This window comes from Sphingobium sp. FG125 (assembly GCF_057809795.1).
This window is the reverse complement of the sequence record NZ_JBMDKQ010000007.1, coordinates 192,267-214,508: the sequence shown is the minus strand read 5'-3', so window position 1 is coordinate 214,508 and position 22,242 is coordinate 192,267. Positions and strand designations below refer to the sequence as shown.

General features: G+C 63.7%; 23 protein-coding genes and 1 tRNA gene. 10 read left to right on the top strand and 14 right to left on the bottom strand.

The genetic code is table 11. The annotated features are described in order from the left end of the window. Nucleotides 1–52 precede the first annotated feature (52 nt). The 7 genes from ACODSR_RS09385 to aspS all read right to left on the bottom strand — a co-directional run bounded on the left by ACODSR_RS09385 (nucleotide 53) and on the right by aspS (nucleotide 6,935). On the bottom strand, nucleotides 53–1,657 hold the full coding sequence (locus ACODSR_RS09385) for a GMC family oxidoreductase (protein WP_489075810.1): 1,605 nt from the start codon (nucleotides 1,655–1,657) through the stop codon (nucleotides 53–55). 254 nt (nucleotides 1,658–1,911) lie between these two features. Next, nucleotides 1,912–2,097 carry a hypothetical protein gene (locus tag ACODSR_RS09380; protein WP_006957563.1) on the bottom strand — a complete coding sequence of 62 codons (186 nt, stop codon included), beginning with the start codon at nucleotides 2,095–2,097 and terminating at the stop codon, nucleotides 1,912–1,914. Between the two features lie 74 nt (nucleotides 2,098–2,171). Further along, the gene (locus tag ACODSR_RS09375; protein WP_489075808.1) at nucleotides 2,172–3,485 is read right to left on the bottom strand and encodes a methyl-accepting chemotaxis protein; all 1,314 of its coding nucleotides are present in this window, start codon (nucleotides 3,483–3,485) and stop codon (nucleotides 2,172–2,174) included. A gap of 84 nt (nucleotides 3,486–3,569) precedes the next feature. After that, nucleotides 3,570–4,361 (bottom strand): polyphosphate kinase 2 family protein, encoded by a 792-nt coding sequence (locus ACODSR_RS09370; RefSeq protein ID WP_489075806.1) that lies wholly within the window; start codon nucleotides 4,359–4,361, stop codon nucleotides 3,570–3,572. Nucleotide 4,362: 1 nt separating this feature from the next. Further along, nucleotides 4,363–4,746, bottom strand: coding sequence for a type II toxin-antitoxin system VapC family toxin (locus ACODSR_RS09365; protein WP_489075804.1), 384 nt, complete (start codon nucleotides 4,744–4,746; stop codon nucleotides 4,363–4,365). After that, entirely contained in the window at nucleotides 4,743–5,114 is a 372-nt protein-coding gene (locus ACODSR_RS09360) for a hypothetical protein (protein WP_489075802.1), read from the bottom strand. The genes ACODSR_RS09365 and ACODSR_RS09360 overlap by 4 nt, the downstream gene beginning before the upstream one ends. 36 nt (nucleotides 5,115–5,150) lie before the next feature. Continuing rightward, entirely contained in the window at nucleotides 5,151–6,935 is a 1,785-nt protein-coding gene (aspS, locus tag ACODSR_RS09355) for an aspartate--tRNA ligase (protein WP_489075800.1), read from the bottom strand. A gap of 125 nt (nucleotides 6,936–7,060) precedes the next feature. Between aspS and rnd the strand changes: the two genes are divergently transcribed. From rnd to ACODSR_RS09340, 3 genes are all read left to right on the top strand, one after another. Next, nucleotides 7,061–8,227, top strand: coding sequence for a ribonuclease D (gene rnd, locus ACODSR_RS09350; protein ID WP_489075798.1), 1,167 nt, complete (start codon nucleotides 7,061–7,063; stop codon nucleotides 8,225–8,227). Between the two features lie 150 nt (nucleotides 8,228–8,377). Further along, nucleotides 8,378–8,659 carry an I78 family peptidase inhibitor gene (locus ACODSR_RS09345; protein WP_489075796.1) on the top strand — a complete coding sequence of 94 codons (282 nt, stop codon included), beginning with the start codon at nucleotides 8,378–8,380 and terminating at the stop codon, nucleotides 8,657–8,659. A 94-nt stretch (nucleotides 8,660–8,753) separates the two neighbouring features. Then, nucleotides 8,754–9,143 carry a nuclear transport factor 2 family protein gene (locus ACODSR_RS09340; protein WP_489075794.1) on the top strand — a complete coding sequence of 130 codons (390 nt, stop codon included), beginning with the start codon at nucleotides 8,754–8,756 and terminating at the stop codon, nucleotides 9,141–9,143. A gap of 82 nt (nucleotides 9,144–9,225) precedes the next feature. Here ACODSR_RS09340 and ACODSR_RS09335 read toward each other — a convergent pair whose 3' ends face one another. Further along, nucleotides 9,226–10,011 carry a TerC family protein gene (locus tag ACODSR_RS09335; RefSeq protein WP_489075792.1) on the bottom strand — a complete coding sequence of 262 codons (786 nt, stop codon included), beginning with the start codon at nucleotides 10,009–10,011 and terminating at the stop codon, nucleotides 9,226–9,228. Between the two features lie 219 nt (nucleotides 10,012–10,230). On the opposite strand from ACODSR_RS09335, the gene ACODSR_RS09330 reads away from it, so the two are divergent. Both ACODSR_RS09330 and ACODSR_RS09325 read left to right on the top strand, forming a co-directional pair. Beyond that, the gene (locus ACODSR_RS09330) at nucleotides 10,231–11,235 is read left to right on the top strand and encodes a class 1 fructose-bisphosphatase (RefSeq protein ID WP_489075790.1); all 1,005 of its coding nucleotides are present in this window, start codon (nucleotides 10,231–10,233) and stop codon (nucleotides 11,233–11,235) included. A gap of 576 nt (nucleotides 11,236–11,811) precedes the next feature. Next, a complete protein-coding gene (locus ACODSR_RS09325) occupies nucleotides 11,812–13,659 on the top strand; it encodes an acyltransferase family protein (protein ID WP_489075788.1) in 1,848 nt (615 codons plus the stop codon). A gap of 3 nt (nucleotides 13,660–13,662) precedes the next feature. Here ACODSR_RS09325 and ACODSR_RS09320 read toward each other — a convergent pair whose 3' ends face one another. Then, complete coding sequence (locus ACODSR_RS09320) at nucleotides 13,663–14,556, bottom strand: N-formylglutamate amidohydrolase (protein ID WP_489075786.1); 894 nt, start codon at nucleotides 14,554–14,556, stop codon at nucleotides 13,663–13,665. 142 nt (nucleotides 14,557–14,698) lie between these two features. Here ACODSR_RS09320 and cpdR point away from each other — a divergent pair, with 142 nt between their 5' ends. Then, complete coding sequence (gene cpdR / locus ACODSR_RS09315; protein WP_017182848.1) at nucleotides 14,699–15,076, top strand: cell cycle two-component system response regulator CpdR; 378 nt, start codon at nucleotides 14,699–14,701, stop codon at nucleotides 15,074–15,076. Between the two features lie 10 nt (nucleotides 15,077–15,086). Here the strand turns inward: cpdR and ACODSR_RS09310 are convergent, their stop codons facing one another. Further along, complete coding sequence (locus ACODSR_RS09310) at nucleotides 15,087–16,418, bottom strand: dicarboxylate/amino acid:cation symporter (RefSeq protein ID WP_489075784.1); 1,332 nt, start codon at nucleotides 16,416–16,418, stop codon at nucleotides 15,087–15,089. Between the two features lie 128 nt (nucleotides 16,419–16,546). On the opposite strand from ACODSR_RS09310, the gene ACODSR_RS09305 reads away from it, so the two are divergent. Beyond that, nucleotides 16,547–16,621: transfer RNA gene (locus ACODSR_RS09305), tRNA-Val, on the top strand. A gap of 64 nt (nucleotides 16,622–16,685) precedes the next feature. Next, on the top strand, nucleotides 16,686–17,306 hold the full coding sequence (locus ACODSR_RS09300) for a 5'-methylthioadenosine/S-adenosylhomocysteine nucleosidase (protein ID WP_489075782.1): 621 nt from the start codon (nucleotides 16,686–16,688) through the stop codon (nucleotides 17,304–17,306). Nucleotides 17,307–17,323: 17 nt separating this feature from the next. On the opposite strand, the gene ACODSR_RS09295 is transcribed toward ACODSR_RS09300, so the two are convergent. The 4 genes from ACODSR_RS09295 to petA form a co-directional block, all read right to left on the bottom strand. Continuing rightward, complete coding sequence (locus tag ACODSR_RS09295) at nucleotides 17,324–17,857, bottom strand: adenine phosphoribosyltransferase (protein WP_489075780.1); 534 nt, start codon at nucleotides 17,855–17,857, stop codon at nucleotides 17,324–17,326. An 80-nt stretch (nucleotides 17,858–17,937) separates the two neighbouring features. Then, a complete protein-coding gene (locus ACODSR_RS09290) occupies nucleotides 17,938–18,786 on the bottom strand; it encodes a cytochrome c1 (RefSeq protein WP_489075778.1) in 849 nt (282 codons plus the stop codon). 15 nt (nucleotides 18,787–18,801) lie between these two features. Then, entirely contained in the window at nucleotides 18,802–20,094 is a 1,293-nt protein-coding gene (locus ACODSR_RS09285) for a cytochrome b (protein WP_489075776.1), read from the bottom strand. 11 nt (nucleotides 20,095–20,105) lie between these two features. Continuing rightward, the gene (petA, locus tag ACODSR_RS09280) at nucleotides 20,106–20,672 is read right to left on the bottom strand and encodes a ubiquinol-cytochrome c reductase iron-sulfur subunit (protein WP_006957600.1); all 567 of its coding nucleotides are present in this window, start codon (nucleotides 20,670–20,672) and stop codon (nucleotides 20,106–20,108) included. 197 nt (nucleotides 20,673–20,869) lie between these two features. Here petA and ACODSR_RS09275 point away from each other — a divergent pair, with 197 nt between their 5' ends. Together ACODSR_RS09275 and hemF are read left to right on the top strand one after the other, a co-directional pair. Then, nucleotides 20,870–21,340, top strand: a complete 471-nt coding sequence (locus ACODSR_RS09275) for a tRNA (cytidine(34)-2'-O)-methyltransferase (protein ID WP_489075850.1) — start codon at nucleotides 20,870–20,872, stop codon at nucleotides 21,338–21,340. Further along, entirely contained in the window at nucleotides 21,337–22,239 is a 903-nt protein-coding gene (gene hemF / locus ACODSR_RS09270) for an oxygen-dependent coproporphyrinogen oxidase (RefSeq protein ID WP_489075774.1), read from the top strand. The genes ACODSR_RS09275 and hemF overlap by 4 nt, the downstream gene beginning before the upstream one ends. Nucleotides 22,240–22,242: the final 3 nt, after the last annotated feature.

The following is a 22,242-nucleotide window of genomic DNA, read 5'->3' as shown; positions in this document are numbered from 1 at the left end:
ACGTAGCGCACAGGTTTCTCGACTTCGCTCGAAACGAACGGATCAAGGAAAATCATCTCGCTTCAAGCACCATCGCCGCCGCCTTTTCCGCGATCATCATCACCGGCGCATTGGTGTTGCCGGACGTGATCGTGGGCATCACCGACGCATCGACCACGCGCAGACCGTCTATGCCATGCACCCGCAACTGCGCGTCCACGACTGCGCACGATCCCGTGCCCATCGCGGCGGTGCCGACGGGATGGAAGATGCTGCTGGCGATTGCGCCGACGCCTTCCAGTATCGCGGCGTCATCCTGCCGCTCCGGGCCGGGACGGAATTCGCGCGGGGCGTAGGGGGCCAGCGCCGCCTGACCCACGATCGCACGCGTTACCTGCACCGCCTCCACTGCGACCTGCTGGTCCTCCGCTGCGGATAGATAGTTGGGCCGGATCGCGGGCGCGGCCATCGGGTCGGGCGATCCGATCCACACGCTGCCCCGGCTTTGCGGTCGCACATTGCACACGCTGGCGGTGAAGGCGGGAAAGGGATCGAGCGCGCCGCCGAATGCGGCAAGGCTGAGCGGCTGGACATGATATTGCAGGTTTGCGGTCTCGAACCGTGGGTTGGATTTCACAAACAGCCCCAACTGGCTCGGCGCCATCGCCATCGGGCCGGACCGGCGGGCGAGATATTCCATCCCCATCCACGCCTTGCCCAACAGCGATGAAGCCCGCGTATTGAGCGTCACTGCCCCGGTCACAGCCCAGGCACAGCGGATCTGGAGATGATCCTGCAAATTCTCGCCCACGCCCGGTAGATGATGGACGCGCTCGATGCCGAGCGCCGCCAGCTTGCCGCCATCGCCGATGCCCGACCGCTGGAGAATGGCGGGTGACCCGATCGCGCCTGCGCTCAGCAATATCTCGCCCTCGGCCCGTGCCGCGCACGCCTCGCCATCCAGCAGGAAGCGTACCCCGGTCGCGCGCCGCTGCTCGATGATCACCCGGTCGATACTCGCCCCGGTGACAACGCGCAGATTAGGTCGTTTCATCGCCGGGCGCAGGAAAGCATCTGCCGCGCTCCAGCGCCGCCCGCGCTTCTGCGTCACCTCGAAATAGCCCGACCCCAGATTGTCGCCGCCGTTGAAATCATCGCTGTGCGGCACGCCATATTGCCGCGCGGCTTCGCGAAACTTCTCCAGCAAGTCCCAGCGCAGCCTTTGCCGCTCCACCCGTATCTCGCCACCCGCGCCATGCGCCTCGCTTGGCCCCCCGAAATGGTCCTGTGCCCGCTTGAAATAGGGCAGCACATCGTCCCAGCCCCAGCCGATATTGCCCGCCTGCCGCCAGCCATCATAGTCGCGCGCCTGGCCGCGCATATAGATCATACCGTTGATCGAGGAGGAGCCGCCCAGCACCCGGCCACGCGGATAACCGATCGACCGGCCGCCCAGCCCCGCTTCCTCTTCCGTCTTGAGGCACCAGTCGGTGCGCGGATTGCCGATGCAATAAAGGTAGCCGACCGGCACCTTGATCCACAGCCAGTCATCCTTGCCGCCCGCCTCCAGCAGCAGGACGCGGGTTGACGGGTTCGCGCTCAGCCGGTTGGCCAACACGCACCCCGCGCTGCCAGCGCCCAGGATGATATAATCATAGGCACCGAAATCGCGGGGCATCGCCTCTCCCTCTCCGCCCGCGACCATGGCGCGAAAAGGTCGCCCGCCGCAAGCCGGGCGGGCGATATGTCAGGTCATTCCGTCGCGCGACGATGCTTGTGCCTCATCTCCCCTCCCCGACGGGGAGGGGTCGAGGGAGGGGGAGCGAGGCGAAGCCGAGCGTCCACGCCGGCGGCAGCACACCCACACCCAGCCTCCCCCTCAAAGGGGGAGGAGCCTTATGGAGCGCCACTATCGTCGCTCACGCCAGCCCGCTAATCGTGCGGGCGCAGCGACCGGTTGAGGCTGTCCAGCACTTCGGCGATCGGTTCGGTCACGGTTACGCTGCGGCCTTCGCCAAAGCGGATGCGGGTGCCGTCATTGACCGACGAGACGAAGGTGACTTGCGACGCGTTGACGGCGGTTTCGGTGCGGTCAGTGCCCACGAACATGACGAGCATGGCTTCCTCTCCTTTTTATGGAAGCACAGCCTATCGCCATTTGCGCGCGATGCCAGAGGGATTTCTGCCGATCGTCAGGTTGCGCGGATCGCCATGATGAAACCACCCGCGCGCGCCTCCAGCCGATGGGCTTCCCCGGCCAGCCTTTGCGCGACCGATTGCATCGCCCGCGCACCCATCACTGTCGCATCCGCATTGCCGCTGATCGCCTGCGCCCCGGTGCGGATATGGTCGCTGGAGGACCCTGCCTCCGCCACGCTGTCGGCAATGGCGCGGCTGAAGGCGGCCTGCCGGGCGACCGCGTCAAAGAGCGCTGCGGACAGGCGGTCGGCACGGGTCATGGCCGCGTCCATATGCATATGCCCCGCCGCCACATCGGCCACGGTCGCGCGGACATGCGCGATCCGCCCGGCTATGCCCGCTGCGGCATCGCGCGTCTGCTGCGCCAGCGACTTTACCTCGCGCGCGACGACGGCAAAGCCCTGCCCTGCCTCGCCCGCCCGCGCCGCCTCGATGCTGGCGTTGAGCGCCAGCATCGCTGTTGCCCCCGCGATGCTGTCGATCAGGGCGACGACCTCGCCGATATTTTCCGTTTCGGTCCGCAGCGCCTCCCCCTGCGCCATGCCCGCGCGGCTGCGCGCGGCGGCATCGCGCATTGCAGCGCCTGCATCGCGGGCCTCGCTCTCCATCGCCTGGAATATCTGGCCCAGTTCGACCCCGCCCGCCGCGATGCCCGCCAAACGATCGGCCGTCTGCGCAGCGGCCACCGCCATCGCCGCGCTGTCCGCGCCATCGCCCGCCGCGCGCTCCGCCGCTTGGCTCGCGAGCGCCGACAGCTGGTCGGCCATCGCCACCATGTCCGCGATCAGCAGGGCGACATCGCCCTGAAAGCTGGCGCTTTCGCGACGGATCTGTTCGACCCGTTCCGACCGCGCCAGCGCCACCCGCGTGTCGCGCTGCGCGGTCAGTCGAAGCAGCAGAGTGCCATCCAGCACCCCGGCATAGCGCCCATCATCGGTCACGATCAGCCCCTCGCACCCCGTCCCTTGCGCGGCGTAGAGATCGACAAGCCGGTCCACGCTCACGCGCCGGTCCACATGGGCGCAGGGGCGGACATGATCGTCCAGCCGCCCGCCAAAACTGGGGTTGCGCAGCAGGGCATGGCCGAAGGGATTGAAGAGGATGCGACGCATGTCGCGCTCGTAGATCGCGCCGACCGGCCGGTCGCCTGCATCCAGCACTGGCAGCAGACGCAGGGCGGAATCCTGCTGGAAACAATCCACCGCCTCACTGAGCGGACGCCCCAGTCGGATCACCGGCTTGTCCTGCGCCAATGGCAGCTCGGCCAGACCGGGTGCCTCCGGTGGAGATATAGGGGCGTGAAACATGGCCAAAGCCATAGCGGCCCAATGGTAAACGAGCCGTTAGAATTTCATGACACTTTTGTTACAAGTATCTGTTTTTACTGTCTTTTACACAGATTCACCGGGCTGGTAGCCAAAGGCCTGTTTCGCCAGTTTCACCACCGCCGGGTCAGCGACCGGGAAATCCATCGGCACCAGCGCCTCCAGCCGTTCCGCGACATAGGTCAGCGCGGCGATGCGACCACCCTTGCGGTGATTATTGTCGATGACATGCCAGGGCGCATGCTTCGTATCGGTCTTTTTGAACATGGCGTGCATCGCGTCCAGATAATCCGCGCGCCTCGCCCGGTTGCGATAATCGTCCGCGCCGGTTTTCCAGCGCTTCCACGGCGTGTCGAGCCGTTCGGCCAGTTGCTTGTCCTGCGTCTCCTGCGTGATGTGGACGAACAGTTTGACGATGTTCATGCCCGCGTCGATCTGCTGCTTTTCAAAGGCATTGATCTCATCATAGCCGCGTTTCCAGTCGGCCTTGCTGCAAAAGCCCTCGACCCGCTCCACCAGCACCCGGCCATACCAGCTGCGGTCGAAGATCGCGATATTGCCGCTGGCGGGAAGCCGCGTCCAGAAGCGCCAGAGGAAATGATGGTCCCGCTCCACCTCATTGGGGGCGGCGATGGGATGGACCTGATAGAAGCGCGGGTCCCAGTCGGCCGACATCCGCTTAATGATCCCGCCCTTCCCCGCAGCGTCCCAGCCCTCCAGCAATATGACGCTGCGCCGCTTGTGCAGGATATGCGCGACCTGAATCTTGGCCAGCCGTTGCTGGAGCGCGGCCAGCGTTGCGTCATAATCGCCGTCAAATTTCGGCGCGGATTCTTGGGTCGCAAGGTCGATGGTCATCTTAGCTGATTCCAATGCAGGGGATGCCATAGGTCGTCATCTGGCGATCACCTGTCATCACCGTAGCACCTTCTGTGCGGGCCTGCGCCAGAATGAGGTGGTCGAATGGATCGCCGTGTCCCTTGGGCAGCTTTTCCAGCGCTTCGAGGTGCGGTCGGCGAATATCGACCACCGACATTCCCGCACTATCGATGGCATCGAGCACGGCCGTACTGGTCTCGTCGAGCTTACCGATCCGATATTTGATCGCGACTTCCCAGGGCGTGGCAATGCTAACGAGGATTTCGTTGTTCCCGCCGGCGATCATGGCACGACTGCGAGATCCCAATCTGGGATCATCTCGCAGCCACCAGAGTACCACATGCGTGTCGAGCAGCAGCCTCATTCAGGCTTCGGATCATCATGATCCCAGCGTTCAAACGATTCCCATATGTCGGCTGGCCACTCTTCGAAGTCATCGGCGATCCACATGCCCCGCAAGGCACCGGGCTGCCGGGGCTTGCCGTCCCGCGTATAGACCCATTTGCCATCGACCAGCCATGGTGGCCCGTCGACCGGCGGCGGGGACAGCGCCTGCTGCGGCGGCGCGATATATGGCATCGGCATGTCCCGCACCTCCTGCAACTCGCCCGTGTCGCTCAGGCTGGCCAGATAATCCTTCACCAGCGCCGATAGCGACGTGCCGAGTTCCGCCGCACGGATACGCGCCTTGCGGTGGGTTTCGTCATCCAGAGCGATGGTGACATTCTTCATGCCTAACGCAGTATCACAGTTTCACAGCTGGCGCAATCACCCCTTCGCCTGCGGCTCCACCACGCGGACATGCAGTTCGCGCAGCTGCTTGAACTCGGCGGCGCTGGGCGCGCCCATCAGCAGGTCCTCGGCCTTCTGGTTCATCGGGAACAGCGTGATCTCACGCAGATTCTGCGCCCCGCACAGCAGCATCACGATGCGATCGACGCCCGCGGCCATGCCGCCATGGGGCGGCGCGCCATACTGGAACGCGCGATACAGGCCGCCGAAGCGATCCTCGACATCCTGTTGGCTGAGGCCGACCAGCTCGAACGCCTTGACCATCAGTTCCGGCGACTGGTTGCGGATCGAACCCGACGCGATCTCGAAGCCGTTGCAGACCATGTCATATTGGAAGGCGTTGATGGTCAGCGGGTCCTGATTGTTCAGCGCGTCCAGCCCCCCCTGCGGCATCGAGAAGGGGTTGTGCGCGAAGTCGACCGACTTTGTATCCTCATCATATTCGTAGAAGGGGAAATCGACGATCCAGCACAGGTCGAACCGGTCCTTGTCGATGAGGTCCAGCGTCTCGGCCACGCGGGTGCGGGCTAGGCCAGCCAGCTTGGCTGCCTGCGATTCCTTGCCAGCGGCAAAGAACACGCCGTCATTGGCGCCAAGGCCCAGCGCCGCGACCAGCTTGGCGGTGGCTTCCTCGCCATGGTTCTTGGCGATCGGGCCGCCCGGCACGCCATCCTTGATGTTGATATAGCCAAGGCCCGAATAGCCCTCGCCCCGCGCCCAATTGTTCATCTCGTCGAAAAATTTGCGGCTGCCAGCGCCAGCGCCCGGTGCCGGGACCGCGCGGATCACGCTGCCGCTTTCGACCAGCGAGGCAAAGATGCCAAAGCCCGAACCCACGAAATGGTCGGTCACGTCCTGGATGATGATCGGGTTGCGCAGGTCCGGCTTGTCGCTGCCATATTTCAGCAGCGCCTGCGCGTGCGGGATGCGCGGGAAGCTGCCCGCAGGCGTCACTGGCTTGCCGTCGGCAAATTGCTCGAACACCTGGGCGATCACCGGCTCCATCGTGTCCCACACTTCTTCCTGGGTGACGAAGCTCATTTCCAGATCGAGCTGGTAAAATTCGCCCGGCAGCCGGTCGGCGCGCGGATCTTCATCGCGGAAGCAGGGGGCGATCTGGAAATAACGGTCGAAACCCGCGACCATCAGCAACTGCTTATATTGCTGCGGCGCCTGTGGCAGGGCGTAGAATTTGCCCGGATGGATGCGGCTGGGAACCAGAAAGTCGCGCGCGCCTTCGGGGCTGGACGCGGTCAGGATCGGCGTCGAATATTCGGTAAAGCCTGCGCCCTCCATCCGGCGGCGCATGTCCGAGATGATCTTCGTGCGCTTGACGATATTGGCGTGCAGCGTCTCGCGCCGCAGGTCGAGGAAGCGGTAGCGCAGGCGGATATCTTCGGGATAGTCCTGCTCGCCTGCCACCGGCAGCGGCAGTTCGGCGGCGGTGGACAGGACGGTGACGGCGTCGGCTACGACCTCGATCGTGCCGGTTTCCATCTTGGGATTGGTCGCTTCCGGCCCGCGCGCCACGACCGCGCCGTCGATCGTCACCACCGATTCGAGCCGCAGCCCCTCCAGCACGCGCAGCGCCTCACTGTCCGCCTTTGCCACCACCTGGGTAATGCCATAATGGTCGCGCAGATCGACGAACAGCACCCCGCCATGGTCGCGCTTGCGATGCACCCAGCCGGACAGGCGCACGGCCGTGCCGACATCGGCTTCACGAAGGGCGCCGCAGGTGTGGGTGCGATAGGCGTGCATGGCGTTTTGGTCTTTCAGCTTCGTTTTACGGAAATGACAAAGCCCTGACGGCAGGCTATGGGCATAAGGTCACTACGACCAGCCCGCCAGGGAGCGGGCCTGCCCATAATAAGATCGATGACCATATGCAAATCCATCCGCTGATTACCGACAGCAAGACACTTTCCGATTTTTGCGCCCGTATCGCCAAATCCCCCTATGTCGCCATCGACACGGAATTCATGCGGGAAAACAGCTATTGGCCCGAACTCTGCCTGATCCAGGTGGCCGACGCGAACGAAGCCGCCGCCATCGACCCCAAGGCGCAGGGAATCGACCTCCAGCCCCTGCTCGACCTGATGGTCGATAATGAGGATGTGCTGAAAATCTTTCATGCCGGCGGGCAGGACATCGAGATCGTCCACAACCTGACCGGCAAAACCCCGCACCCGATGTTCGATACGCAGATCGCGGCGATGGCGTTGGGGCTGGGCGAACAGATTGGTTATGGCAATCTGGTCGAGGCATGGCTGGGCGTGCAGCTGGACAAGGGCGCGCGCTTTACCGACTGGGCGCGCCGCCCGCTCGACAAGCGGCAGATCGACTATGCGATCGGCGACGTCACCTATCTCATCCAGATTTTCCCCAAGATGCTGGAAGAGTTGCGCAAGACCGGGCGCGGCGACTGGCTGGACCAGGAAATGGAGCGGATCAGCGATCCCAGCCATTATGAAACGCTGCCCGAAGATGCGTGGAAGCGCGTCCGCATCGCCAGTAAGAAGGCCGATGTGCTGGGTCGCCTCAAAGCGCTGGCGGCATGGCGCGAGATGGAGGCGCAGGACAAGAATCTGCCGCGCGGCCGCATCGTCAAGGATGAGACGCTGGCCGACATCGCCAGCCACCCGCCTCGCACGCAGGACGATCTGGGCAAAGTGCGCGGCCTGTCCGCGACCTGGCGCACCAACGACATTGGCGCACGGCTGATGGCGTCGCTGGCCAAGCATCAGCCGCTGGGCAAAGACGAAATGCCAGACCGCGAACCCCGCCGTCCGGGGTTGGGCAAGGATGGCGCGCTGGTCGCCGACCTGCTCAAATTGCTGCTCAAGATCCGGTCGCGCGACATCAACGTTGCCTCCCGCCTGCTGGCGCGCAGCGACGATATCGAAGCGCTGGCGGCGGGCGTGCGCAACGACCTCTCGATCCTGGAAGGCTGGCGCTATGAACAATATGGCCGCGACGCCGTTGATCTGGTCGAGGGGCGGCTGGCCTTCGCGGTCAAGGGCGGGCGGCTCAAGATGACGCGGACGGAGTGATCCCCCACACCCGTTCGCCCAGAGCGTGTCGAGGGGTCAGGCTGAGCGAAGTCGAAGCCACTTCCCCCGGATCAAATCCGGGGTCAGCAGAAGGCTTCGACTTCGCTCAGCCCGAACGGGGAATGGAAATTGGGTAAGGAGAAAAACATCATGCACCGCATCCTGTCCCTGACCGCCGCGCTTGCGCTCACCGCCTGCGCCACCACGACCCCGCCAACCGCCACGAACGGCCCGTGTAACCACGACACACTGGCCCGCTTCACCGGGCAGAAGGCGAACGCGGAAACCGGCGCGGCCCTGCTGGCCGCATCGGGTGCCAAGACGCTGCGCTGGGGCGGCCCCGGCATGGCGATGACCATGGACTTCCGCCCCGACAGGCTGACCGTCAGCTATGACGAGGCGATGCTGATCACATCGGCGCGCTGCGGGTAAACACGACAGCCGTTCGCTTCGAGCGAAGTCGAGAAGCCGACACGCCCCGTTTCTCGACTTCGCTCGAAACGAACGGGCCTTAGGACAGTTATCCATGACCGCGACCGCCGACCTTGCCATCCGCATGGCCCGCGCGACCTTCAACCGCGCGCTGGCCGATGCGAACCTGAGCGCCATCGGTCCGCTGCTTGCCCCCAATGTCGTGCTGGTCGCCGGCACCGACAGCGCGCTCATCACCGGACGCAAGGCGCAACTGATCACCTGGAAACGCGAATTTGCGGCCAAAGAGCGGCTCATCTACACTCGCACGCCCGACACGATCCTTGTCTCTCCGGTGGAGCCGATCGCGATGGAACAGGGCCATTGGCAGGGCTTGGCGACGGGCAGCGGCGCAATGCTCGCTTCCGGCACCTATAGCGCGAAGTGGCGCGAAATGGGTGGCGCGTGGATGATCGAGGCGGAGATTTTCCTGACGCTGGCCTGATCGGGATCGTTGCGGACCGTCTGCCTGTTCCCCGGCGACGTGCGGGACGGGGAACAGCGCCACTCAATAGCGCCCTGTCCCCTTATTGCGCAGACTTTCGCGCCTGCGCCCGGCGGGCAAAGATATTCAGGCATTCCACCAGCGTCGAGAAAGCCATCGCCGCATAGATATAGCCCTTTGGCACATGCACGCCGAACCCGTCGGCGATCAGCACCGCGCCGATCATCAGCAGGAAGCCGAGCGCCAGCATCACCACGGTCGGATTGCGGGCGATGAAGTTGGCGAGCGGGTCGGCGGCCAGCACCATTGCGCCCACCGCCACCAGCACGGCGATGACCATGACCGCCAGATTGTCCGTCATGCCCACGGCGGTAAGGATCGAATCGAGCGAGAAGATCATGTCGAGCAGGATGATCTGCACGATCGCGCTGCCGAAAGTGATCGTGGCCACGCTCTTCTTGTCCAGCACATCGTCACCGCCCGACGGATCGACGCTGTGGTGAATTTCCTTGGTAGCCTTCCAGATCAGGAACAGGCCACCGGCAATCAGGATCAGGTCGCGCCAGGAAAATTCGGTCTCGAATGTCGGCGCGCCATATTGGTTGAGCGGGCCGACAATCCCCAGATCAAACACCGGCGCAGTCAGGCCGACGATCCACGCGATCATGGACAGCAGGACAAGGCGCATACCGAGCGCCAGACCAATGCCGATGCGGCGCGCCTTTTGCCGTTGATGTTCGGGCAGCTTGTTGGTCAGAATCGAAATGAACACCAGATTGTCGATGCCCAGCACCACTTCCATCACTACCAGCGCGACAAGCGCGGCCAAAGCGGTGGGATCGGTAAAGGCGGTAAGCAGGCTGTCCATGTTGATCCTTCCGTCCGGTTTTTCGGCACGCCATCGTAACGACAGGAAGGTCCGCCGGTTCCCCGCGACACACTTTGATACATGACGACGTTGTCATGAAGAAAACCAAAGCCCATGCGACTGGACGGGGACGATCGAGTCGCTTAGCGAATACCCGTTCTTCTCTTCATGCTGCGGCCTTGTCGCTGCGGCCTTCATGCCCCAAGCGAAAGGCAGCCCATGGCCAGAACCACCCTCACCCGTTTCCTGATCGAACAGCAGCGGCTGGCCAATGCGCTGCCCGCTGAATTGCGCCTGCTGATCGAAACCGTGGCGCGCGCGTGCAAGACGATCAGCCATTCGGTCAGCAAGGGTGCGCTGGGCGAAGTGCTGGGCAGTCTGGACAGCGAAAATGTGCAGGGTGAGGTGCAGAAGAAGCTGGACGTGATCGCCAACGAATTGCTGCTCGACGCCAATGAATGGGGCGGGCATCTGGCCGCCATGGCGTCTGAGGAGATGGAGACGATCCACCGCATCCCCAATCGCTATCCCAAGGGCGAATATCTGCTGCTGTTCGATCCGATTGACGGGTCCAGCAATATCGATGTTGATCTGTCGGTCGGCACGATCTTTTCGGTGCTCAAAGCCCCCGACGAATGTGCCGGGCGCGAAGTGACGGAGGAGGATTTCCTCCAGAACGGCCGGGCGCAGGTCGCTGCGGGCTATGCCATTTACGGGCCGCAGACGCTGCTGGTGCTGAGCGTCGGCACCGGCGTGCATGAATTCACGCTGGACCGCGAAATCGGCAGCTGGGTCATGACAGATCGCGACATGAAGATGCCGCAGGGCAAGTGCGAATTTGCAATCAACATGTCCAACCGCCGCCAATGGTCGCCCGGCGTCGCCCGCTATATCGAGGAGCGTGTGATGGGCGCCGAAGGGCCGTGCGGCGTGGATTACAACATGCGCTGGACCGCCTCCATGGTCGCAGACGTCCACCGCATCCTCAAGCGCGGCGGCATCTTCATGTATCCCGCCGACCACCGCACGCCGGGCAAGGCGCGGCTGCGCCTGATGTATGAAGCCAATCCCATGAGCTATCTGATCGAGCAGGCAGGTGGCGCGGCCACGGACGGTTTCATCCCGATCATGGACGTCGACGCCACCAGCCTGCACCAGCGCGTCGGCGTGGTGCTGGGCGACAAGGCGGAGGTCGAACTGGTCACCGCCTATGGACGGGAATAGTCGCCTGGCGGCGTTCCTGTTTGGCAAAGGCTTGAGAGCCAGAAGCGATTTAGACTGCACATCATCCTCCCCTTTAAGGGGAGGTGGATGGCCGCAGGCCAGACGGAGGGGTGTCACCCTCTCGATAGGGCAACACCCCTCCGTCATCGCTTCGCGCTGACACCTCCCCTGCAAGGGGAGGATAAGGAGCGGTGCAAAGCTGCTCGATTTCGACTGTTGATCAAGAAAGTGGGGGAGAGCGAAGTGTCGCTCAATCCCCCTTGCTATGGCCTCGCCTTGCCGGTCTTACCGGCGGCCCCTCTCCAGAAACATTTTATATGGCGCGGCTGTAGCCCAATTCGCCTAGCCCAAGCCGAGACCAAAAAAAGGGCCGATCCGCAGACCAGCCCAAAAAGTTTAGGAGAGGATGCCTGAAAGGCACAGTATTTATGTCGTCCAGGCGTAATTTTCGCAAATGCGAAGGGTGAAGGCGCGATTGCGAAAATTGCAATCGCTTGCCGACATTTTAACCATCCGCGGGCCGAATCGAGTCGCGGATAAAGCAAATGTCAGGGCTTTGTCCTTACGCTCAGGCCAATGCATTATCGCCGCGACATTGACGGACTGCGGGCATTGGCGATTCTGCCGGTGCTGCTGTTCCATGCCCATGTGCCGGGCTTTGGCGGCGGTTATGTCGGGGTCGACATTTTCTTCGTCATATCGGGCTATCTGATCACCGGCATCATCGCCCGCGAAGTCGATGAAGGCCGCTTCTCGCTGGCGCGCTTCTACGAGCGGCGCTTCCGGCGGATCGTCCCGGCGCTGGGGCTGATGATCCTGATCGTGCTGGGCTTAAGCGCCTTACTCTATCTGCCCGGCGATCTGGAGGGGGTGCCGCGATCCGCGCTGGCCGCGACCCTGTTTGCGTCCAACCTGTGGTTCTTCACCGACACTGGCTATTTTGCGGGCGGCGCGGACGTCAAGCCGCTGCTCCACACCTGGTCGCTGGCGGTGGAGGAGCAATATTATATCGGCTTCCCGATCCTGCTGATGATCATCGCCCGCTTCGCCCCGCGCTGGCGCACCGGGGTGGTCGTGGCCATTGCGGCAGGATCATTGGCGCTGTCGATCGCGATGCAGCGCGATACCAGCGGGTTCGCTTTCTACCTGCTGCCGACCCGTGCGTGGGAGCTATTTGCCGGGGCTTTATTGGCGCTGGGGGCTGTGCCAGCGTTGCGGGGCCGCTGGTTGCGCGAGGGCGTGGCATGGGGCGGGATCGCCGCCATTGCACTGGCGGTGGCTTGCTATGATCGCGACACTTTGTTTCCCGGCTTCGCCGCCCTCGCCCCGGTACTGGGTGCGGCCGCGCTGATCCATAGCGCGCCGGGGACCAGCGCCGGGCGGGTACTTGGCTGGTCGCCGCTGGTGGGCGTGGGGCTTGTCTCCTACTCGCTCTATCTGTGGCACTGGCCGGTCATCGTGTTCACCGAATATGCGACCGACATGGCGGTGGCGGGCTGGACCTGCATGGCGGTGATCGCCGGGTCGGTGATCGCGGCGATCCTGTCCTGGCGCTTTGTCGAACGCCCGTTTCGCGATTCGCAGGCGATGCCGGCGCGGACGATTTTTCGCTTTACCGACGCGACGATGGCGCTGCTGTGCGGCCTGTCGCTGGCCCTGCTGGCGGCGGGGCCATGGCCATCGCGATTTGCGCCGACGGTGCTGGCGCAGGCGGCGGGGCGTAACGACATCAGCCCGGAGCGCAAACGCTGCCACGACATATTCGCCCGTGGCGCGCGCGCCTGCGTGCTGGGCGCGGCGGGTGCGCCCGATGCGATGCTGTGGGGCGACAGCCATGGGGTGGAACTCGCCTATGCGCTGGCGCTGGAGGCGAAGGCGCAAGGCCGGGCGCTGGTGCAGCGCACGACGTCGAGTTGCCCGCCGGTGCTGGGCTATGACGCGCCCAAGGATGCGCGCTGTGCGGCGGCCAATCGCGCCGCCTTTGCGGCGTTGCGCGCCGATCCGGCCATCCTCCGCGTCTATCTGGCCGCGTTCTGGGCCAATGGTGATTTTGATGATCCCGGCTTTGTCGCCAGACTGGACCGCACCATCGCCGCGATCCGGGCGGAGGGACGAGAGGTCGTGCTGATCGGCCCGGTGCCGCCGCAGCCCTTCGACGTGCCGCGCCGTCTCGCTCATCTGGCGCGCGCCGGGCAACTGACACAGGCGGAGGGTGTCGCGCGATCCTGGGTGGACGGGCGCACCGTTCATTTGCGGGCGCTGTTTGCGCGATGGCAGGCGCGCGGGGTCCAGCTGATCGATCCGGTCTCGGCGCTGTGCGATGCCCGGCACTGCGCGATCGAGCGCGACGGCAAGCCGCTCTATTTCGATTCGCATCATCTGAGCGTAGCAGGCGCGCGGCTGGTGATTGCGCGGGGTGGTTGAACCCTATTCGGCCGCCAGCGCATAGTCAGCGCGCGGCAATTCGTTCGCCAGCGCTTGGGCGATCGCCGTGATGATCCCCTGCATCCGGGCAAGACCCGGTCCCGGTTGGTCCAGCGCCTCATCGAGATAAAGGCTGCGATCCACCTCTATCTGGATCGCGTGCAGCCCGCTTTCGGGTCGCCCATGGCGTTCGATCAGATGGTCGCCCGCATAGGGATGATTTTGCGCCGCGACGATGCTATGGCCAGCGGCGACATCGCCCGCCAGCGTCATCAGCCGGGTGGAGGCGCTGCGTCCGAAACGATCGCCCAGCACGATGCCCGGCGCGGCCTGCCCGGCGGCAGGTGGCGGCAAGGGCGGCATGGAATGGAGGTCGATCAGGATCGCATGGCCATGCGCGTCACGCGCCGCCGTCATCAACCGGGCCAGTTCGGCATGATAGGGGCGGTGGATCGTTTCGATCCGGCGTTGCGCCTCGCTCCACGCCACCGGCTTGTGCCACAATTCATGCGCGCCAACCATGCGGCGGGGAATGAGGCCCAGTCCGCCGCGCAGCTTGACGCTGCTCTGAAGCGCGGCATCGCGCGGCACGCCGACGAGCATGGCAGGGTCGATTTCGCGCTCATGGCGATTGAGGTCGATCAGCGCACGGGGGGCGCGGGCGACGACCATAGTAAAGCCGCGCGCGATCAGCGGATGGACCAGCAGGTCGGCCCAGCGATCCTCCAACCGTTGCAATTGGTGCCGCCGCACGCGCGCCTGGGCCAGTAAATCGGACGGGTAGTCGCGCCCGGCATGGGGCACCGAAAGAATGATGGGCCGGTCGGGGATGGCGGGGCCAAATCGGTCGAAACCCGCCTCTGTCCGGGCGGGAGGATGCGGCGCGGGACGATCCAACGAGGCTCCTTTCACCAGCTTGCCCAAAAATGGTTACTCGGCTGGATAATCTTTACACCTTGTCGCATATATCGGTCAGGGACGCCACCCTGACGGGGGCATGGGGGACAAGCCGGAAACGGCAACAAGAGTAGCTGGCGCAATGGTTCGCATATTACTGGCCGAAGATGATGAGAGTATGCGGGTCTATCTGGCGCGCGCGCTGGAGCGGTCCGGCTATGAGGTCGTGGCCGTCGCGACCGGCACGGAAGCCCTGCCGCATATCGCGTCGGACCGGTTCGACCTGTTGCTGACCGATATTGTGATGCCGGAAATGGACGGGATCGAACTGGCGCAGCACGCAGCGTCCGTAGCCCCGGACATGCGGATCATGTTCATCACCGGCTTTGCCGCCGTGACACTGAAAGCCGGAAAGGCCGTGCCGCAGGCCAAGGTGCTGTCCAAGCCGTTCCATCTGCGCGATCTGGTGCTGGAGGTCGAACGGATGTTCGGTAGCGAGAGCCTGACCGGGCTGAACTGAACCCGGCCCCTCAATCCTCGATCACTTCCTCCATATCGGGCGTGGGATTGAGCGGGATGCCGGCCATGGCGGCGACGAATCGCTCCCGGTCCAGCCCCTTTTCCCAAGCCGATACCACCACCGTCGCGACGGCATTGCCGATGAAGTTGGTGAGCGCGCGGACTTCGCTCATGAAGCGGTCGACCCCCAATATCAAAGCCATGCCAGCCACCGGCACCGACGGCACGATCGACAATGTCGCCGCCAGCGTGATGAAGCCCGCGCCGGTCACACCCGCCGCGCCCTTGGACGAGATCATCGCCACCAGCAGCAGCAAGACCTGCTGTTGCAGGGTCAGGTCGACATTGCACGCCTGCGCGATGAACAAAGCCGCCAGCGTCATATAGATATTGGTGCCATCGAGGTTGAAGCTGTAGCCGGTCGGCACGACCAGCCCGACCACCGACTTGCGGCACCCGGCCCGCTCCATCTTCTCAATGAGGCTGGGCAGCGCGGCTTCGGACGAGGATGTCCCCAGCACCAACAGCAATTCGGCCTTAAGGTAACGGATGAGGTGCAGGATGTTGAAGCCCGCCAGCCGGGCGACAGTGCCCAGCACCACCAGCACGAACAGTAGCGACGTCAGGTAAAAGGTCGCGACCAGCCCGGCCAGATTGGCAAGCGTGCCGACGCCATATTCGCCGATGGTGAAGGCCATCGCCCCGAACGCCCCGACCGGCGCCGCCTTCATCAGAAAGGCGACCAGCTTGAACACGGCGTGGCTGGCCGATTCGAGGACCGCCATCAGCGGCGCGGCCTTGTCGCCGATCATGGTCAGCGCGATGCCGAACAGGATGGCGACGAACAAGACTTGCAGGATGTTGCCGTCCGCGACCGCCGACACCATGGTCGAAGGAATGATGCTCATCAGGAAGCCGGTGAGCGTGGTTTCATGCGCCTTGTGCGCGAAGTCGGCGACCTTGCCCGCATCCAGACTGGCCGGATCGATATTGAGACCCGCGCCGGGCTGCACCAGATTGGCGACGATCAGCCCGACAATGAGGGCGAGTGTCGAAAAGGTCAGGAAATAGGCGAAGGCCTTGGCCGCGACCCGGCCGATTGCGCCCAATTCCTTCATCCCGGCAATGCCGGTGACGATAGTCAGGAAAATGACCGGCGCGATGATCATCTTCACCAGCTTGATGAAGGCGTCGCCCAATGGCTTTAACTGCACGCCCATATCGGGGAAGAAATGGCCGATCGCGACGCCCAGCGCGATCGCGATCAGCACCTGGACATAGAGCTGGCGATACCATGGCAGACGCGGCGTCGTCTGGATCGGCGAGGATGGCGATGGCAGCATATGTCTTGGCGTCCCCCTGTTTGCGCCGCAGCATATGGGCCGTCCCTGCGCTGTCCAGAAGAATGTCGCACCCTTGCAATTTCCCGCTTGCGCAGGTCCAGTCCCCCGGCTATTGGCCCAACTCCCGTGGGCGTATAGCTCAGTGGTAGAGCACTGTGTTGACATCGCAGGGGTCGCAAGTTCAATCCTTGCTACGCCCACCATGACAAAGCCCGTCGCCTGTTTTCAGGTGGCGGGCTTTCTCTTTTGCCACAGGCGGAGGACCAGATGATCCCGGTTTGCGAGACGATTTCGGGCCAGCGCCTGTTGTTCGTGATGGCGGCGGATGCGGAATATGGGCCGCAGTTGCGCGCCCGATTCGCGCCGCTAATGACGGGCGTGGGTCCGATCGAGGCGGCACTGGCGACCGGCATTGCACTGCACGACATGGCGCGGGTGGATGCCCTGCCCGATCTGGTCGTGTGTCTGGGATCGGCAGGATCGCGGGTTTGCGCGCTGGGCGAGGTGGTGCAGGTCGCCAGCGTGTCGTGGCGCGACATGGATGCGTCGCGACTGGGGTTCGTGAAGGGCGTGACGCCCTTTGTCGATCATCCGATCGATCTGCCGCTGGTGACGCCATTGACGTTGCCGACTGCGCGGTTGTCGACCGGGGCCAATATCGTGGGTGGCGATGAGTATGCCGCGATCGACGCCGACATGGTGGATATGGAGACGTTCGCGGTCGCCCGCGCCTGCGCCCGCTATGGCGTGCCGCTGATGGGGCTGCGCGGCATTTCCGATGGGCCGGGCGAGCTGGCGCATATCCATGGCTGGACGGCGTTGCTGGGCCTGCTGGACGAACGGCTGGCAGCGGCGGTGGATCAGTTGCCGGGGGCGCTGGCGAAATAGCGACGGACGGAGGTTAGTTAGTCGCCCTCAAACGTCATGACCGCCTGTGCGACGATGCCGTCCGCTTCCAACGCCGCCATGCCGCCGAGATCGGGCAGGTCGATCGCAAACAGCGCCATCAGGACGCTGGCCCCCTGTTCGCGCAGCAGCTGCGCCGCGGCCAGCGCCGTGCCGCCAGTGGCGATCAAATCATCGACCAGCAGCACGCGCGCGCCCTGCGGCACCTGGCCCTCATGCAGTTCCAGCCGGTCGGTGCCATATTCCAGAACATAGTCGATGCCGACCGTCTTGCCGGGCAGCTTGCCCTTCTTGCGCACCGGCACGAAGCCTTTGCCCAGCGCAAGCGCCAGTACCGCGCCCAGGATGAAGCCGCGCGCCTCGATGCCGACAATCAGGTCCGGGTCGAGCGGGCGGGCGATATCGGCCAGTCGTGTGGTCAGATCACGCAGCCCCTTCCCATCGGCCAGCAGCGTCGTGATGTCGCGAAACTGGATGCCCGGCTTGGGGAAGTCGGGAATGGTGCGGATGAGGTCGGTCAGGTCGCTGGTCATGGCGTCGCTATAGAGAAAGGGCGCGGCTTCCTCAAAAGAAACCGCGCCCTTTGCTATGCTTGTCCTGTCGGACCGGCCGGTCAGGCGGCCTTTTTCTTGTCCGCCCAGATATTCTGATAGGACATATAAGCCAGGCCCGTCGCGATCAGCAGGAAGATCAGCGTCGCCAGACCCGCACGGTGGCGGTTTTCCAGCTTCGGTTCGGCAGTCCAGGTCAGGAACGCCGCGACGTCCTGCGCCATCTGGTCGACCGTCGGCTTCGTGCCGTCGCCATAGGTCACCTGACCCTCCGCCGTCAGCGGCGGTGCCATGGCGAGGTTCAGGTTGGCGAAATAGGGGTTGTAGTGCAGCCCCTCCGGCGTCTTGGCATCCGGGAACTCCTTGAGCAGTTCAGCCGGTTGCGCCTGATAGCCGGTCAGCAGCGAATAGACATAGGCGCTGCCATGATGGCGGGCCTTGGTCATCAGCGAGAGGTCTGGCGGGATCGCGTTGTTGTTCGCCGCCGCCGCCGCGACATTGTTCGCGAAGGGCTTGGGGAAATAATCGGACGGCACAGGCTCGCGCGTGGAGGCTTCGCCCGTGGCCGGATCGACCGACGGGGTCTTGATCGCCCACTGCTTGGCTATCGCCTTCACTTCGGCTTCATTATAACCGAGCGCTTCAAGATCGCGGAACGCCACGAATTTGAGGCTGTGGCAGGCCGAGCAAACTTCCTTGAACACCTGGAAGCCACGCTGCAGCTGCTGCTTGTCATAATGACCCAGCGGCCCGTCGAACGAATAGGCCACATGCTTGGGCAACTTGTGGAAAGCCTTTTCCACGGTCGGTACTGGCGGTTCGGAGACATAAGCCACCGCACCGATCAGGAAGGAGATGAACAGCCAGCCTGCAAAGAAGAGGCCGACGAGGAATGCGCCAATGCGAACCATGGTCTTGTCTACCCCTTATTCGGCCGGGACCGCGACGGTTGCGCCGTCGGTCTTGCCATATTTTGCCAGCACAGCCTCGGTGATCGAGCCGGGCAGCGGCAGCGGCTTTTCAAAGCGCGAGATCAGCGGAAGGATGATCAGGAAGTGGGCGAAATAATAGGCCGCCGCGACCTGGCTCATCATCACGAAAGGCTCTTCCGCCGGCGCACCGCCCAACCAGCCCAGGATCACCACGTCGAGGCAAAGGATCCAGAAGAACTTGTTGAAGGTCGGCCGATATTTGCCCGACCTTACCGGCGAGGTGTCGAGCCAGGGCAGGAAGAAGAGCAGCAGGATCGACGCGAACATCGCCAGCACTCCCAACAGCTTTGCGGGGACGAAGAAGAAGTCCACGGTGAAGGCGCGCAGGATGGCGTAGAAGGGCCAGAAATACCATTCCGGCACGATGTGCGCGGGGGTCGAGAGCGGGTTCGCCTCGATATAGTTATCCGGGTGGCCCAGGAAGTTGGGGGCGAAGAACAGCAGCGCACAGAAGGCGATGAGGAACACGCCCGCGCCGAAGCCATCCTTGGCAGTGTAATAGGGGTGGAACGGCACAGTGTCCTGCGGTCCCTTCACTTCCACGCCAGTCGGGTTCGAGGAGCCCGGAATATGCAGCGCCCAGATGTGCAGGATGATGACACCGGCAATCACGAAGGGCAGCAGGAAGTGCAGTGAGAAGAAGCGGTTGAGCGAGGCGTTGCCGGGGGCAAAGCCGCCCAGCAGCCAGGTCTGGATCGGTTCGCCGACCACGGGGATCGCGCCGAACAGGCCGGTAATCACCTTCGCGCCCCAATAGGACATCTGACCCCAGGGCAGCACATAACCCATGAAGGCGGTCGCCATCATGAGCAGGAAGATGACGAGGCCGAGCAGCCACACCATCTCGCGCGGCGCCTTGTAGGACCCGAAATAGAGGCCGCGGAAGATGTGGAGATAGACGACGATGAAGAAGAAGCTGGCACCGTTGGCGTGCGCATAGCGCATCAGCCAGCCCGCATTCACGTCCCGCATCGTCTGTTCGACGGTGCTGAACGCGACGAGATCGTTCGCGCCATAATGCATGGCCATGATCACGCCGGTGACGATCTGGATCATCAGCGCCAGACCGGCCAATACGCCGAAGTTCCAGAAATAGTTGAGGTTGCGCGGCACGGGATAGCCCGCACCCACAGCGTTATAGGCGAGACGCGGAAGCGGCAGCTTCTCGTCGATCCACACCATCACCGGATTTTTCGGCGTATATTGCTCAGCCCAGGGAAAGCTCATCGTTTCTTACCTCAGCCTACGAGAATGGCGGTGTCGGAAGTGAAGCTGAACTTCGGCACTTCCAGGTTCTTGGGCGCGGGGCCTTTGCGGATGCGCGCAGCGGTGTCGTAGGACGAACCATGGCATGGGCAGAAATAGCCGCCATATTCGCCCTTATTCTCACCTTCGCCCGCGCCCAGCGGCACGCAGCCCAGATGGGTGCAGACACCCATGGTCACCAGCCACTGCTTCTTGCCGTCGACGGTGCGCTCTTCCAGCGTCTGCGGATCGCGCAGCGTGGAGGCGTCCACCTTGTCGGCTTCGGCGATTTCCTTTTCCGTCAGCTGGCGCACGAAGAGCGGCTGGCTGCGGAAGGTGGTCTTGATCGCCTGACCCGGCTGGATCGCCGAAAGATCGACTTCGGTCGATGCAAGCGCCAGCACGTCGGCGCTGGGGTTCATCTGGTCGATCAGTGGCAGGACGACGGCGACAGCGCCAACGCCTGCAAAACTCACCGCAGCGATGTTGATGAAATCGCGACGACGCACCCCATCATCGCCGGATAGACCCGTGCTGTCTGTATGTTCAACGATCGCCATGCATCTCAAACCCTTGCAAGAACGTCCCTGATCCCGCCGCAGCACCGTTATCGGCACCTTTATATCAAGGAATTCGGATAGCCATGCGAAATGGCCCCGCCTTCCCCCCGGCGTGGTTCGCGGGCCTGATAACCTCAGTGCGCGCTCTTTGCCAACAGCAAAGTCACGCACCCTATGACAATTTGCCCCGCTGCATTATGGCGCGGGTCATGCGTATAGCCCTTTACCAACCCGAAATAGCGGGCAATGTCGGCGCGATCCTGCGCCTGGCGGCCTGTTTCGCCGTGCCGGTGGACATCATCATGCCGACCGGATTCGCTTTCTCCGACGCACGCCTCAAACGCGCCGCCATGGATTATGGCGCGTCAGCCGATGTCACGCGCCACGCCAATTTCGCGGCGTTCGACGCGGAACGGCGGGCGCAGGGCCGCCGTCTGCTGCTGATGAGCGCCCATGCGTCCCAGCGCCTGCCCGACGTCGCATTCCGCGCGGACGATGTGTTGCTGATGGGATCGGAAAGCGCGGGCGTACCGGAGGCGGTGCGCGATATTGCCGATATTCGCATCCGCATCCCCATGGCGGAGGGGTTTCGATCCTTGAATATCGCCGTTTCCACGGGCATCGCCGTCGCCGAAGCCCTGCGCCAGACCGGAAAGTTCCCGCAATGACCCCTGCCCCAATAACCCCAGCCCGCGTGCCCACCGTTCCCTTTGCCCTCGATTCCCGGCAGCAGGCCGCGCGCACATGGTTCGAATCGCTGCGCGACCGAATCTGCGCCGCGTTCGAGGCGATCGAGCGGGAGGCGGGTAGCGATGCCAGCTTTGCCTACACCCATTGGGACAGGGAGGCCGAGGGGCAGGCACCGGGCGAAGGCGGTGGCGGCGTTCGCGGCGTGATGAAGGGCAAGATATTCGAGAAGGTCGGGGTCAACGTCTCCACCGTTGGCGGCGAATTCGCCCCCGGATTCGCCCAGACGATCCATGGCGCGGACGAAAATCCCGCCTTCTTCGCCACCGGCATCAGCCTGGTCGCGCATATGGCCAATCCCCATGTCCCCGCCGTGCATATGAACACGCGCTATCTGGTGACGACCAAAAGCTGGTTCGGCGGCGGCGCGGACCTGAACCCGCCTTTGCCGCGCGAGGAGGATACCGCATATTTCCATGATGTGCTGAAAAGCGCCTGCGACGCGCATGACGCGGCCTATTATCCGCGCTTCAAGGCATGGGCCGACGACTATTTCTACATTCCCCATCGCGGCGTCCATCGCGGGGTCGGCGGGATTTTCTACGATCATCTCGAATGTGCCGACGATGCAGGATTCGACGCGAACTTCGCCTTCACCCGCGCGGTGGGCGACGCCTTTCTGGACGCCTATCCGCCGATCGTGCGGCGGCGCATGGGTGATGCATGGAGCGAGGCGGACTATGCCGCGATGCTGGAATGGCGCGGCCGTTATGCCGAATTCAATCTGGTGCATGACCGGGGGACGCTGTTCGGCCTCAAGACCGGGGGCAATATCGACGCGATCCTGATGAGCCTGCCGCCGATGGCCAGCTGGAGCTAGGCG

Excerpts from the sequence above, each read along its gene's own strand:
- ACODSR_RS09345 (WP_489075796.1), top strand. The coding sequence starts at position 8,378 with ATGCACCGCATCCTGTCCCTGACCGCCGCGCTTGCGCTCACCGCCTGC.
- ACODSR_RS09275 (WP_489075850.1), top strand. The coding sequence starts at position 20,870 with ATGGCGCGGGTCATGCGTATAGCCCTTTACCAACCCGAAATAGCGGGC.
- ACODSR_RS09290 (WP_489075778.1), bottom strand. The coding sequence starts at position 18,786 with ATGGTTCGCATTGGCGCATTCCTCGTCGGCCTCTTCTTTGCAGGCTGG.
- ACODSR_RS09375 (WP_489075808.1), bottom strand. The coding sequence starts at position 3,485 with ATGTTTCACGCCCCTATATCTCCACCGGAGGCACCCGGTCTGGCCGAG.
- ACODSR_RS09380 (WP_006957563.1), bottom strand. The coding sequence starts at position 2,097 with ATGCTCGTCATGTTCGTGGGCACTGACCGCACCGAAACCGCCGTCAAC.
- ACODSR_RS09340 (WP_489075794.1), top strand. The coding sequence starts at position 8,754 with ATGACCGCGACCGCCGACCTTGCCATCCGCATGGCCCGCGCGACCTTC.
- ACODSR_RS09335 (WP_489075792.1), bottom strand. The coding sequence starts at position 10,011 with ATGGACAGCCTGCTTACCGCCTTTACCGATCCCACCGCTTTGGCCGCG.
- ACODSR_RS09370 (WP_489075806.1), bottom strand. The coding sequence starts at position 4,361 with ATGACCATCGACCTTGCGACCCAAGAATCCGCGCCGAAATTTGACGGC.
- aspS (WP_489075800.1), bottom strand. The coding sequence starts at position 6,935 with ATGCACGCCTATCGCACCCACACCTGCGGCGCCCTTCGTGAAGCCGAT.
- ACODSR_RS09295 (WP_489075780.1), bottom strand. The coding sequence starts at position 17,857 with ATGACCAGCGACCTGACCGACCTCATCCGCACCATTCCCGACTTCCCC.
- ACODSR_RS09310 (WP_489075784.1), bottom strand. The coding sequence starts at position 16,418 with ATGCTGCCATCGCCATCCTCGCCGATCCAGACGACGCCGCGTCTGCCA.
- ACODSR_RS09285 (WP_489075776.1), bottom strand. The coding sequence starts at position 20,094 with ATGAGCTTTCCCTGGGCTGAGCAATATACGCCGAAAAATCCGGTGATG.
- ACODSR_RS09360 (WP_489075802.1), bottom strand. The coding sequence starts at position 5,114 with ATGAAGAATGTCACCATCGCTCTGGATGACGAAACCCACCGCAAGGCG.
- ACODSR_RS09325 (WP_489075788.1), top strand. The coding sequence starts at position 11,812 with ATGCATTATCGCCGCGACATTGACGGACTGCGGGCATTGGCGATTCTG.
- petA (WP_006957600.1), bottom strand. The coding sequence starts at position 20,672 with ATGGCGATCGTTGAACATACAGACAGCACGGGTCTATCCGGCGATGAT.
- ACODSR_RS09300 (WP_489075782.1), top strand. The coding sequence starts at position 16,686 with ATGATCCCGGTTTGCGAGACGATTTCGGGCCAGCGCCTGTTGTTCGTG.
- cpdR (WP_017182848.1), top strand. The coding sequence starts at position 14,699 with ATGGTTCGCATATTACTGGCCGAAGATGATGAGAGTATGCGGGTCTAT.
- ACODSR_RS09365 (WP_489075804.1), bottom strand. The coding sequence starts at position 4,746 with ATGAGGCTGCTGCTCGACACGCATGTGGTACTCTGGTGGCTGCGAGAT.
- ACODSR_RS09330 (WP_489075790.1), top strand. The coding sequence starts at position 10,231 with ATGGCCAGAACCACCCTCACCCGTTTCCTGATCGAACAGCAGCGGCTG.
- hemF (WP_489075774.1), top strand. The coding sequence starts at position 21,337 with ATGACCCCTGCCCCAATAACCCCAGCCCGCGTGCCCACCGTTCCCTTT.
- ACODSR_RS09385 (WP_489075810.1), bottom strand. The coding sequence starts at position 1,657 with ATGCCCCGCGATTTCGGTGCCTATGATTATATCATCCTGGGCGCTGGC.
- rnd (WP_489075798.1), top strand. The coding sequence starts at position 7,061 with ATGCAAATCCATCCGCTGATTACCGACAGCAAGACACTTTCCGATTTT.